This window comes from Stieleria magnilauensis, from assembly GCA_007753675.1.
Taxonomy (GTDB): domain Bacteria; phylum Planctomycetota; class Planctomycetia; order Pirellulales; family Pirellulaceae; genus Stieleria; species Stieleria magnilauensis.
In genome coordinates this window covers 1,723,925-1,736,817 of the sequence record CP036432.1, presented here as the reverse complement: position 1 = coordinate 1,736,817, position 12,893 = coordinate 1,723,925, and the positions used below count along the sequence as shown (strand labels likewise).

8 protein-coding genes are annotated in these 12,893 nt (G+C 57.3%); 6 read left to right on the top strand and 2 right to left on the bottom strand.

From position 1 onward, the window contains the following. Positions 1-153 precede the first annotated feature (153 nt). Complete coding sequence (locus tag TBK1r_RS06400; protein ID WP_145208247.1) at positions 154-936, top strand: sugar phosphate isomerase/epimerase family protein; 783 nt, start codon at positions 154-156, stop codon at positions 934-936. A gap of 94 nt (positions 937-1,030) precedes the next feature. Here TBK1r_RS06400 and TBK1r_RS06395 read toward each other — a convergent pair whose 3' ends face one another. Continuing rightward, positions 1,031-3,364, bottom strand: coding sequence for a hypothetical protein (locus tag TBK1r_RS06395; RefSeq protein ID WP_145208244.1), 2,334 nt, complete (start codon positions 3,362-3,364; stop codon positions 1,031-1,033). A 791-nt stretch (positions 3,365-4,155) separates the two neighbouring features. On the opposite strand from TBK1r_RS06395, the gene TBK1r_RS06390 reads away from it, so the two are divergent. From TBK1r_RS06390 to TBK1r_RS06375, 4 genes are all read left to right on the top strand, one after another. Then, complete coding sequence (locus tag TBK1r_RS06390; RefSeq protein WP_419581035.1) at positions 4,156-4,605, top strand: ankyrin repeat domain-containing protein; 450 nt, start codon at positions 4,156-4,158, stop codon at positions 4,603-4,605. A gap of 1,149 nt (positions 4,606-5,754) precedes the next feature. Further along, positions 5,755-6,210 carry a PDZ domain-containing protein gene (locus tag TBK1r_RS06385; RefSeq protein ID WP_145208240.1) on the top strand — a complete coding sequence of 152 codons (456 nt, stop codon included), beginning with the start codon at positions 5,755-5,757 and terminating at the stop codon, positions 6,208-6,210. 112 nt (positions 6,211-6,322) lie between these two features. Next, complete coding sequence (locus tag TBK1r_RS06380; RefSeq protein ID WP_145208238.1) at positions 6,323-6,793, top strand: hypothetical protein; 471 nt, start codon at positions 6,323-6,325, stop codon at positions 6,791-6,793. Positions 6,794-7,972: 1,179 nt separating this feature from the next. Beyond that, the gene (locus tag TBK1r_RS06375) at positions 7,973-8,554 is read left to right on the top strand and encodes a hypothetical protein (RefSeq protein WP_145208236.1); all 582 of its coding nucleotides are present in this window, start codon (positions 7,973-7,975) and stop codon (positions 8,552-8,554) included. Between the two features lie 1,255 nt (positions 8,555-9,809). On the opposite strand, the gene TBK1r_RS06370 is transcribed toward TBK1r_RS06375, so the two are convergent. Continuing rightward, entirely contained in the window at positions 9,810-11,258 is a 1,449-nt protein-coding gene (locus tag TBK1r_RS06370) for an IS4 family transposase (RefSeq protein WP_145208234.1), read from the bottom strand. A 668-nt stretch (positions 11,259-11,926) separates the two neighbouring features. Between TBK1r_RS06370 and TBK1r_RS06365 the strand changes: the two genes are divergently transcribed. Next, positions 11,927-12,883 carry an ABC transporter ATP-binding protein gene (locus TBK1r_RS06365; protein ID WP_419581034.1) on the top strand — a complete coding sequence of 319 codons (957 nt, stop codon included), beginning with the start codon at positions 11,927-11,929 and terminating at the stop codon, positions 12,881-12,883. Positions 12,884-12,893 lie beyond the last annotated feature (10 nt).

Genomic DNA, 12,893 nt, shown 5'->3' with positions numbered 1-12,893 from the left:
GTCACGCTGCGTGTGACGGTTGGCGTGCGCGACCACCGGCATGCACAGCATGCCCTACTTCAGCCCCCTCGGTAGCCACGACTTCCGCTTGCGAGGTTGTGGTTGTAAGGTTGAGCTGACTTGACCTCCTAACCTTCTTGAAAACCACACCCCATGGCTGAACTGAACCTTGCGATCCGCGTCGATTCGCTTGGATTGCCCCTGAAACGTGCGCTCGATGTCGCCGCCCAAATGGGCATGCGATCGGTGGAACTCAATGCCCGCAGCGAGATTCATCCCGAATCGCTCTCCGAAACCGGTCTACGGCATCTGAGAAAAATGTTGGACGAACGCAACTTGTCGGTCGCCAGTCTGCGGTTCCAAACACGACGCGGATACGACAACCCCCAGGACCTGCAACGCCGAATCGAAGCGACCAAGGCGGCGATGGCTCTGGCGTACAAGTTGAAGTCGCGAACGGTGATCAATTCGATCGGATTCATTCCCGACGATGAGACGGACCCCCGGTATGAATCGCTGCAAGCGGTGCTCAGCGATCTGGGCCGGCACGGCGCCAAGGTGGGCGCCTGTTTGGCCGCCGAGACCGGCGCGGAATCCGGCAAAACCCTCGCCGACCTGCTCGACAAGGACGAAGACGGTTTTGTCGCCGTCGCGCTCAATCCCGGCCGATTGATTGTCAACCGGCACAGTGTCTTCGATGCCGTCAAACTGCTTCGCCAGCGAATTCAAGTGGTGTGCGCGACCGACGGCGTGCTCGACTTGGCCGCCGGACGGGGGCTTCACGTGCCGATCGGCGAAGGCACCGCGGATTTCCCGCAAATCTTCGCCACCTTGGAAGACGTCGGCTTTCGCGGGCCGTGCATCGTCGGGCGAGATGATTCCTCGCTCGCGGAACTGCAGCAAGGCGTGGAGTACTTGGGGAATCTGGGGATGTAGGCCGGGAGAGGGTAGGAAGATTATTCCTACCTCCAAAATCTTCCTACCATTTCGCCAGGTCGCGTGGATGCCTGCCTGCCAGCAAACCGCAGCCTCAGTAGAGATCCACCTTCATGAATGCGCCCGAAGACGTGACGATCACGCCCGTCGTGGTGCCTGCTTTGATTTTCAACTTCTCCGACTGCCCTGATCCGCTGGCCGGTTTGATTTCGATGGTGTAATTCCCGGGGGCGACTTCCCAGTTGATCCCCGTCTTGGGATCTCTGGCACCCGCACCCGCGGCGATGGTGTAGTCGCGTCGGTTGATCGTCAGCACGACTGGGCTGGCAGTATCATTGGCGAGGAACAATCGCGCCTTGCCCGGTGCCGGCCATAAACCGGCGGCCTTGGCGGCTTGGGCATCGCGTGACACCAGCGTGATCGCCGTTTCCGTCCCTTTGCCGACCAGCTGCACCAACAGTCCGCCGGTGGGCCCGGTAAACGACAGCTCGGCGCTCTGGCGATCGATCATGGTGTCCTGCGCCGCCGCGTCCCATTTGCCCCATTGTCCCGACGCGAGCTGACGGCGATAGAAATCCACCACGGCGCCCAGTTCCGCGGCGACGGTCGTCTGAATCACTTTGCGGAACGGGCTGCCTTCGGCTTGGATTCCCTCGTGGCCCTGCGGCACCGGCAACGCGTCGTAGCTGTCTGCGGGCAGTCCGCCGACCGGTTTCTGGGAGGCGGAAGACTTCTTGCCAAGGATGTTGACGTCGACGCTGACGTCGAAACTGTACTTGGTGTCCAAGAACTCACCGGGCTTGGTCATTTTCGCTGTTCCGCGGGCACGTCCGTCTTCGATCACGATGGCGTCGTCCAGGTCGCTGTTGCTGCCGACGCTATTGTTGTCAGCCCAGATCGACACGGAGCTGACGTTGTCGTCGGCGTCGACCAGCAATTTGACTTGCGGCGTGAATTCAAAGTAATCGTCTGCGGCGGGTCTGCCCAAGGCCGCGGTCAACTTGGTCATGTTGAGCGGTTTTTCCGAGAAGACAATTGACGTCATCGGATCGTCAAAGAACATCACGGGATACGCCACCACGTTGGACAGGTTGTAGGTCCTGTTGCCCATGACCAGCTTGCCGGAATTGGCCAGCTTGGGCGCATCGGCGAGCCGTTTGACGGGCGTGGACTGGCGAGTCAAAACGGGCACGTCGAAGCTGATTTCGGCGGTGTAGACCTTGTCGAAAAAGTCGCCGGGTTCCCTCAGTGCGACAGTGCCGCGCGCGCGGCCGTCTTCGACCAGCGCGGTGCCGACAAGTTCGTCGCCGGATCCGTGTCCGGGCGTTCCACCGGCTTGCAGGTTCAACTGACCCGGTTGGTCGTCTTCATCCAACACGACCAGCAAGTGCGGCTGCGGCCAAGAGGGACCGCCCTCGTCGTCTTCGTCGCTGCCGGTCTTGCGGAGTCGCGCGAGAAGCGTGTCCTGTTTGACGGCTTTTGGAGTTGCCACAATCTTCGTCCTCCACTCGTCATATTGAAAGACTTCGTACGCGATCACGTGCGGCAGTTCATAGGTGGTGCCATCCATCACGATCGTGCCCTTGTTGGGAAGTTTGGGCATTTGGGCGATGCCTTGTTTCGCTTTTTCTTTGCGTGATGGTAGTGCCACCGATGATTCGACCATGTCCTCCTGCGTTGCCGTTTCGGCCGCGATCGCTTTTGCCGCTTGCTTCGCCTGCTTGGCTTCCTGTTTCATCCGCGCGATCTCTTCCTTCATTCCGTCCCACTGCATGCCCTCGGTTCGAAATTCGACTTCGCAGCCGTCCTCCTCGGCGGTCAGGTTGACCTTCAGCGTTGACTTTTTCTGTGAGAAATTCATGCTGACGTAGTGGTCGAAATCCATCGTCGTCTTGTCCTTGGTCCAGTTGCGTTTTTCAAGTTCCTCAACGAGGAACTTTTGAACGGTTTTCAGGTCGGACGAGGTCTTGAATTCGACGGTTTCGAAAAAGTCGCTGTATTCGAGGTCGGTGGCGTCGTCAGGGATCGGCAATTCTTTGGGCGTCGGTTGGTCGTCTTCTTCCCACATCATTCCGGTGGGAGTCAAACGCACGGCGCTGCCACTGTCTTCTTCACTCACGCGGACGACCAGGGTCATGTTGTTTTTGGCAAAGGTCTGGACCCAGAAACTGCTTTGTAGATTGTCGCGTGCCGATTTACGCCAGCCTTGTTCGGTCAGTTTCTGGGCGTAGTGCTTGCCGACCGTTTTGAAGTCCGAGGGCATTTGAAACCGCACGTCACCGCGTCGCTTCATCATGCTGTACTCGGTCGCCCCGTCCGGAACGATCAGATCCCGCACCCGCATCTCCTGGGCGACCGCCGGTGTCCCGATCCCGAAGCTTGAAACAACCAACAGAGCCGCCATGAAGTGAAGAAGTTTGCGGAGCATCGCGATGTTCTCCTTGTGGGGGATCGTTCGAGTCGACCCCTTCATTTGAACGGGGGTGGGGGGAGTAGACCAGAGAAAAGATGGGAATCTCGTGAATTCCTGCCAGAGGATGGGAGGCCGAGTGTCCGTAGGTTTATGTCAGCGCGGTGTCGGGTGGAGAAACTCGACAAGCGTTCGAGAGCCGAGGTGACTCGCCCAACGCCACTTGCTTTGCACCAATTGGGGCGCGTCTTGTTAGCGGTAGGGCGCGAGCCCAATACCGCTCAATCGACATTGAGGGGCGCCGCTCGCGCTGGCGCGAACCGGCTGATATCAATTGATGATCAGCCGTTTGGCGCGAGCCTACGGGCCCTGCTCTGGTCAAAACCTTGTCGATTGAGCGGTATTAGGTGCGAGCGCTCCGGAGTTTGACCGTATTTCGTCGGAGCTGTCAAAAGCGTCGGGAGCATTGACATCGGAATAGGCGAGCCAAGATGGCCTCGTTTGCCAACGAATCTCCTGACCATTGAGGCGTGCACGTTGGTCGTGCAGCAAGCGGCCCGAGATCCACGGCGACGCTTACAACGGGATCAACACGGGGCCCGCGCAACGGGCAGGGCTCGCGCCGCATCAGGTTCCCACCTCACATCGTCCACCACCTTCCGAGCAGACCTGCACGCTCGTCTACACCTTCTGCACCGTTCACGAGCGTTTGGTTGACCAGCTGATCGGAGACCCGTAAGATTGGGTGGTTTGTGATGCTCCGTAGTCCAACCACGAAGTATCGCTTTCTTACCTCGGTCGGCCCGCCAATGATTAATCGTTCGGCGAAAGAAACGGTGGCAGGCATGAACACGTCGTTTGAAGACTTCAAAGCGCTTCAAGAAGCGGCCCGCGGTGGGCGACTCGATCAAGTACGGGAGCTACTCGACCGAGGGGGCGATCAAAACACGCACCCTGGCATGCCAAAGGAGTTGTCGCCCCTTATGAAGGCTGCAAACCAGGACCACTTGGAGGTTGTTCAATTATTGGTCGAACGGGGAGCGAACATCCACTTTACGGACGGCGATGGATTTACAGCGCTCACGATCGCCGCCGGAAGCGGCCATTGGGAGATCGCGAAGTTCATCGCCGAGCAGGGCGGTGATGTCTTGCACAAGGATGCGAGAGGATTCTCGGCGTTGAGTGCGGCCGAGCGAACGGGCGATGCGTCTTTGGTCGCGTTCTTTCAACAGTTTTCATCCGGCAGTCAAGACGCGTAGCAAATCGCTCAACCTGAAGCCTCCCTATGCGATCAAAACCTCAAAGAGATGCTTCATGATGAATCTAGATGCTTCGTTACCATCCCATCGGAATGATGATCCGCAGGCGCATGACTCCCCCGTCACTTGCGTCGTGTGGTCTGAGGGTGTTTTTCTTTTACTCAAAGACGAATCCGACCGGACACACGACGCGCCGATCCCCGGGAGTCGAGCGGCTTTGGATGTTGGAAGTGCACCCGTGAGATCAAGACGCCGTTGCTAGCACATCGCAGATGAACTGCGGCCAGTTGATTCGGGAAGCGGACGATGTGGAGGCGGGGCTGCCCGGGCGACGTGCCTTGATGCCGCGTCCGTACCTGACCTCTGTTGGCATCCTGACCAACGCCCGACGGCTGCCCGCCGTACGCTGTTCCCGCCATCCAACTCGAGTTCGCCTGCAACGAAGACGCTGGCATCCCTTGCCGGGATGCCTTCTGATCGAGTCCCCATCACCCGCCCACGTAATGGCCGACAACGCTCTGCCGCACGATGGATCTGCGTGCCTTTGGATATGCGGATCGATCGCAATTTGTTCACGCTGCCAGCGAACGCCAGTTTCGCCGCAGCAAATCCATTCGTGTCATTCGTGCTATTCGTGGACAATCTCTTCACCGCTGGTTCCCCGAATGTCCAACGCCTGACGTCCCGCCTGCGATTGGTGCGCTCGAATCGCGCCCACCGATTTCATCAGACCTCTGTTTCCTGTGATTCGCTCCTGATGTCACGGTTTGACAGGTGCGCTGACGTACTTGCTGGAACGGTCTCACGCAAAGTCGCCAAGCCGCAAAGACTTGAACCCGCTCCTTTGCGGCTTGGCGTCTTTGCGTGATCCTTCTCTCTCTTGGTGCGCTGTCGACTCGGCCGCGCGAGTCGAACCGACGCCTGTCGACGCAACGCTAACGACCGACGCGCCGACTGCTGACTGGGAGACTCGATTTCCCTAGGCGATTTCAATCGAGTACATTGGCAACCAACGAAGATGGCTCAAACTGTCGTCGTGGCCGATCCGCGTGAACCAAGTGGTGGACCGCAGTCGGCGAGTCGAATTTGTATTTGAGTTCAGATCCATCGCGCCGACGCGGTGACCCCGGCCGTTCTGCACAAGACCCTATGAGCCGAAGTTTCACCATTTTTATCGCACTGTCAGCAATTGCTTTCATCACCTATGTTGCCTACGGCTATTTCAACCGGCCGCGATTTGTCGGTGGAGTCGTTGCGATTCACACAGGAACGCTACCAGGTCATGGAGTGCTCGGCGTAACTTTCGGATTGCCTCCCAACGAGATGATCTTAACCAGCGTATTGGAGGATGGTCCTGCTGGGGACGCGGGAATAGAAGTTGGTGACCATTTAATTGGGATTGAAGGAGAGCGGACAGAGACGGGGCAGCACTTCCTTTCGGTGATTCGAGACACAAGCCCAGGTGATGTTGTCGCGATTCAATTCCAGCGGGATGGTCACGAAAAGATTGTAGACGTCGTATTGTGCGATGCTCTAACGATTCGTGAGCTAAACCTCGAACGAAGACTTCAACAAGGCTTCCTCGTTCCCGTGTCCGAACCATGAGAGATTGCAGAACCATCGGATGTAACGGATCGGCGGAGTCGAGTCGGTTTGGCCATCGCAATGGTTTTTGCCGCCGACTCGTTAATCCTTTTAGTTCATGCGAGAAAGTGCATTGACTGATCTGACCAAGCGACTGTTTGCAGTGCGATTCTCGCTTCGAGCAATGTTGGCAAATCTCTCCATCTGCGCAGTAATCTTTGCTATCCTTGCATACAAAGACGCACGTCGGCGTGATGTTTTAAAGGCCATTGAATCGAGAGGTGGTACTGTACGTTATTCCAACACCGGGTTCTCGCTATTTAAGAGCTCACAGCTTCAGTCGATCAGCATCCCACAAGACGCGCTTTCTTCAGTTTCCAACGGCGATCTGCAACGCTTCCCAATTCTCGATTTAGTCGTAGTGCAGAACGTTGAATGCCGGGTGAACGAACGCAATGCGAACTGGAAATTTCCGGACTTTCCGGTAGACGCGTCGCGACTAGAATTCCTGGACAAATTACGAACCGGTGTCAGCGTGAATAGTTGGGACGAAATGCTGGATGCGATTTATCGGGATTGGCAGAAGATTCGACCGGAGCGATAACAACCGGATGCACGACGAGTCGCCGAGTCGTGGTCAGTGAAGTGGAGGATCGCTCGCGGCGACCGCGTGATCCGTAGCATTGAACTTAATCGAATTGCTTTCCGCTGCAACGGTTGACGTGTGGTCACGGTGGGCGGCGTTGCGGCGGACTCCAGGCCGCAACGCTGACGCCAGTTTCTTGAATCCTCTGGCCGCAGGTCGTCAGCGTTTTGGTGCGGCAGTCGTCTTGATCTCTCGTGGCCCTTCGTGTGATCCGCTGCCGCATGACTCCCCCGTGACTCGCGTCGTGTGGTCCACGGTGTTTTGCTTTTACTCAAAGACGAATCCGACCGAACACACGACGCGCCGGTCCTGAGGAGTCGAGCGGCTTTGGATGTTGGACGTGCACCAATGAGATCAAGACGCCGGTGCTAGTACAACGCTGATGAACTGCGTGCAAGAGAGTTTGGAAACGGTCGGTTTGGAGAACGTGGCAGCGATCACAGCAAGCGTTGTGCTTGGGTGAGGCCCGGAGGGCCGGTAGAGTGTCTGCCGGCGGTGTGAGCCGCCGGGTTGGGAACTTCCTTTGCTGCGACAGCCCTGGAAGGGCGACAGAGTCCACGCTGCGGCTCGACCCGCTGTGCACTGTGTCGGCCTTCCAGGCCTGCGCCGAAGGTGTCTCCGAACCGGGCCCTGACGGGCCCGGCAAGCACTCTGTCTGCCCGCTGGGCTTGCGCATCCTGGGGTGGTGATCACTTTTGCATGGGTCGCTGACTCCGGTGATGGGGATGCGGACACTCGCTGCGACCGCGTCCGGGGGCGTGGTGAGGAAAGGGGCGTTGTCCGGAGGTAGCGCTGCGCTGACCTCCGGCTAATGGCTGTAATCCCTTCGGGATAAGAACATCGCTTTGGCGTGGAGGATTGGCGTCGTGTTGATTGGACGTCGCAAATGGCGTAGCGGGGTGGGCGAACCGCTTTGTTCAATCCCGTCGGGGTTGGCGACGAGGTGGTTCCCAGATCTTGGGGTGCGCTCACGCGACCCCAAGCTTTGATGTGGCACGCCGCTGGCGTAACGCTGCGTGAACCGGCGTTCTACGCACAAGCAATGGAGCGAGTCTGTTCAACTTGAGTTCGCCTGGGACTGAAACGCTGGCACGCACAGCCAGGATGCGTTCTAATCGAGTCCCATCACCGGCCCAAGTGAAAGCCGACATCGTTCTGACGGGCGATGGATCCGCGTTCCTGCGGATGCGCGGATCGTTCGCAAATCGTTGTGCGACAGAAATCAATCGCCTGGCGCTACATCAATGTTTTTCGATGAAGAAACGCTTTTTCATAGTTGCGTTCATCGCGTTCGCGATCTGGTTCGTCTATGGCGCGTACCGCGGTCTAACTGACGTTGAGATCGGCGAGTCGCTGCAAAGCGTCGACTGGCTTCCTGATGCTGCAACAAACGTCTCGTATTACCGCTCATACCTCAACACCGCTTACGAATTCGACATCAGTGAACGTGAATTCCGTGAATGGTCGCGGTGGGATCTGACGGAAATCACAAAGCCTGTGCAAATTTCTCGATATTTAGCGTTCTCCACGACACTTCCTGAAGAACCATCCAACCCTACCAGAGCTGAGATTGAAGCGTTGGCATTGGCGATCGCGAAACGTGGTGTGACGATTCGCGACGGTCTATACTGCGGGTACCTACAAGGCAATGGCGGCGGTGTCTGGGTCGGCTATGATCGCGATTCTGGGCGTGCCTACTACCAGTCGGCACCTCGATGACAATTGCGATTCAAGCGGGGAACCATGCGATGATACGGAGCAGCGGTGGTCGCCGTTCTTGCAGTGGTTGAGTCACTCGCCGCCGTCCGCATATCGCCGCCGTTTGCCGATCCAAATCACTTTTGGCAGTGCCAAAATGAATCGCATCATCGCTCTTTCGTTTCTTATCCTGGTCTCGCCCTCTTGAGCGTCCGCCGATGAAACGGCGAATCCGAAACCAAACTGCCAACGGCAACTGTCCTACCCGACAAGTGTATTTTTACGTTTCCAATCGAAGACATTGGACGCGAATGGAAGTGGGGCGTGAGTCCGGCGAATCAATGCGAGTATTCCTGGATGGTTACCGTGAAAGGCAGCGACACAACGTATCAGCTTGGCTTTTCCTACTTCAATCCAGACGCGTTTCCGCAGTCTGGGACGTTCGATGAATTGCTGTCAACGGGTCAGGCCAACGTTTAAGCGCTTGAAGCGGATGGTAGCGGCGCGTCCTACGTTGACGGTGTTCGGGTGAACTGCCGCTCCGAGGGCAATGCACTACTCATTACGATCGATAACAAGAAATGGTTGAAAGAGTTGTTTGCTCATGCACCAAAGTCTTTAAGATTCGAGACAAGCGGTACGCAGCTGAAAGCTGGCAAGGCGGACGTAAATGTGGCGTATAGAATGGCTGCGAAAAAGAACGGCGGGTAACCATCGCGTGCACGCAGAGCCGATCTTGCCGTTTTTTCAAATGGAAACTCAACCTCCCCGGCCCAGTGACGCGTGCCGTTGAACTTAATCGAATAGTATTCCGCTTCGACGGTTGACGCGCGGTCGCGGTGGGGCGGCGTTGCGGCGGACTCCGGGGCGTCAGGCTGGCGCCAGCTTCTTGAATCCTCTGGCCGCAGGTCGTCAGCGTTTTGGTGCGGCAGTCGTCTTGATCTCTCGTGGCCCTTCGTGTGATCCGCTGCCGCATGACTCCGCCGTGACTCGCGTCGTGTGGTCAGAGGGTGTTTTTCTTTGATTGAAAGTCGAATCCGAGCGGACACACGACGCAAGTGACGGCGGAGTCGAGTGGCTTGGGATGTTGGAAGTGCACCAATGAGATCAAAACGCGGTTTGCTCCGCGGCGCTGATGAGCTGCGTGCAGGTGACTCTAGAAAAGGGGCTGGAGGAGAGTGGCGAACTCAGTGCGGGCGGGGGCTGGAATTCGCTGCGACCCCGTTCGGGGTCGGGCAGAGGAACGGGGGGCGTTGTCCGGAGGTGGCGCTGCGCCTTAGGTTTGACCACATCTTTTTACAATCTTCATTGCGTCAACGCCGCAGAGCATCGCTTGGAGGTCGTTCCAGCCTCGCCAAATCGTTTGCCATCCCGGTGGGTGATCGGATTTGCGGTTCTGATGACCGCCGAGTCTCGCCAGTGCATAGAAGAAATCGTGAATTGACCAGTCGGGTTTGATTTGGCCATGTCGCCAAGCGCTCAGCACACTCACGTAGTCGCTGCAGATAACTTCGGTCGCTTTGCGTTTCTTTGCGTCCCAACGACGACTGGCATCACGCATTTGCAGCAGAGTCAACGCCACCACTGAAATCAAAGCGATCGCTGGCTGCAGACGTTCTTCGCTAGTGAATTGCGGGCTCTCAATGCTACATCCTGTTTTCATCCCTTTGTGATACTCTTCAATGATCCAGCGACATTCGTACCAACCGACAACCTGATAGGCATCTTCAAAATCAAGTACGGGTTGGTTTGTAATCAAAAACCATTCCAGACGCTCTTCTCCGGCGGGCGGATCTTCTTCCCAGACTCGAACAACCCAGACGGCAAGCGGATCGTTGCCGTGTTCTCCTAGTTTCTTCGCGGGTGGTTTGATTTGAACCGGGGCAAATGAGACAGCCATCTTCGCCTCACGAGCCCGTCGATTGGCTGATTTCTTTTTGCCTTTGCGAACCCGTACTTTCTTGTCGACTTTGCTCGTTACCGATAACGTCCAGTGTCCTGCTGGCGGAAGGCTGGCAGCATAGTTGCGAAGGTAACAGGCTTGATCGCTACTGCCTTGATCGCCATGTCCAGGAATGATCGCCCGATTATGAGAGGCACGAATGACGAACCTACGGCCGCTGGCCAATTCATGTTCGAGGAACTCGAACGTGTCAGCTCCTCGATCACAAACATCAACGAGTTTCTCGCTGTTAGCCAGTGGATCGGCACCGCGCAACCACAATCGACTCTCTCGTGATTCACGCTTGCGTTTCTGAGCGGTCAGTTCGTCTTTGGGAGCATCCTCCCGATGGTGCAAAACCTGATTGTACAATCCAATTACTTGCCGTGTTTTCGGGTTCACGGCCAAGCTGTTTTGCGCGATGTACCCACGGCGATTGCCGTTGCCAATTTGGCCCATGTCATCGGAAAGTGACTTGTGATTGGTAAAATCCAGCTCGGTGGCATCATGAAGAATCAGGACTGGGCCTCTGATTTGCTTGATCTTGAGACAGGTTGCCTCACGATGAGATGCGAGAATTGCCTCATGCGTCACCTGGTCACGGTCCATCAACCGGTAGAAAGCCCTGAGGTCTTTGGGGCTATTGAATTTCTGTGGCAATGTTCCACTTGGTCGTCGAGCCATCGAGTCAGCGAGTTGTACGAGACGATTTGTTCTACGTTTGTCGCCGAGTTGAGCGTTGGCAAAGTTGACTTGTCCAAATGTCTGCAGGGGCAAAACCATGGGGGGCCTTCCGTGATACGAGTGCTGGTAGCCATTCCGTCACCAGCAACCATCTCAACCCGCCGTCGCGAATCAATCGCAGCGTGTGTTCCACGCCACGGTTCCCACAGGGAAAAAACTCCAGGCATCGCCAAATTACCAGATCAACCTTACCAAGCTTGACTCATTTACAAAGATCAACAATTGGTTTCACAGCCGCGCCAACTCGACACATCCGCCGGCAAACAAAAAGATGTGGTCAAACCTAAGCGCTGCGCTGACCTCCGGCTACTCGCTGTGATCCCTTCGGGATAAGGACATCGCTTCCGTGCGGAGGAACGTCGCCGTTTTGATCTCTCGTGGCTCCTTCAGTGATCGGCAGACCTAAGGCTCGCCCTCCCTCGCTGCGCTCGACCCTCCCTCCCGCAGACGGGAGGGTTACTTCTTAACTTGATGCGTATGCCCCTCGCTGCGCTCGGCCGCCCTGCCAAGGAGGGCGATTCAGGAGGCGTCGATACCTGTGCCGGCAGGAAGGATGGCATCGAAGCCAGTTCTGAGTGATAGAGCAGGTGATTTGGGTGGTCTGGGCGAGTTTGCTTTTCGGCTCTTTTCGCGGTGACGTGGTCGGCAAGGTTTGACATACTCGGCGTTCGATAGAGGCTCTTCCATCCTGGTCGGATTCCAATGCCGTGATCTACGCCGAATCTCCCGCCCTGGAAATCGTCAACCTGCGCAAGCACTACCGGCGGATCGAAGCGTTGCGTGGCGTGGATTTCGAACTCGGCCGCGGGGAATGCCTCGCTTTTCTCGGGCCCAACGGCGCCGGGAAAACGACGCTGATCCGTGCGTTGGCCGGACGAACGCGACCGACCGAGGGGACGATCAAGGTGTTCGGCCACCCGATCGACTCGATCGGAGCCCGTCAGGCACTCGGGTTGGTGCCGCAAGATCTGGCACTTTACGGAGACCTGACGACGCGTGAAAACCTGATGGCGTTTGGTAAGTTTCATGGCGTGCCGCGCCGTGAGCTGAAAAAACGCATCGACTGGGCGCTGCAGTGGACGGGATTGACCGACCGCGCCAGAGACCTGGTGGGTGGTTTCTCGGGAGGCATGAAGCGGCGTGTGAACCTCGCTTGCGGCGTGCTACACCAGCCCAAGATCATCTTGTTGGATGAACCGACCGTCGGCGTCGATCCCCAAAGTCGCGAACGGATCTTTACGATGCTGGATCAGTTGAGTGACGAGGGGGCTTCGATTCTGTTGACGACGCACCATCTGGACGAAGCGGAACAGCGAAGCGATCGGATCGTGATCTTGGATCAAGGCCGCGTGATTGCCGACGGGACCATCGATGAATTGGTGTTGAGCACCGTCGGGCATTCACGGCTGGTTCGAGTGCGTGTGGATCGCCCGCTGACCGCGCCGGTGACGGTGCCCGGCGACGGCGGTCAACGTCGGACGGTTCACGTCGGTGAAGCCGGTCGGGACCTGATCGAAACACGGATCGACGATGTGACCGTCAATTTGGGACCGTTTTTAAAGGCGGTCCGGCACGGTGGCTACGTGGTGTCTGACATGGAGGTACAGGTGCCTTCGTTGCATCACGTCTTCCTGCATCTGACCGGCAACGAACTGAGGGACTAGAACGCTCGTG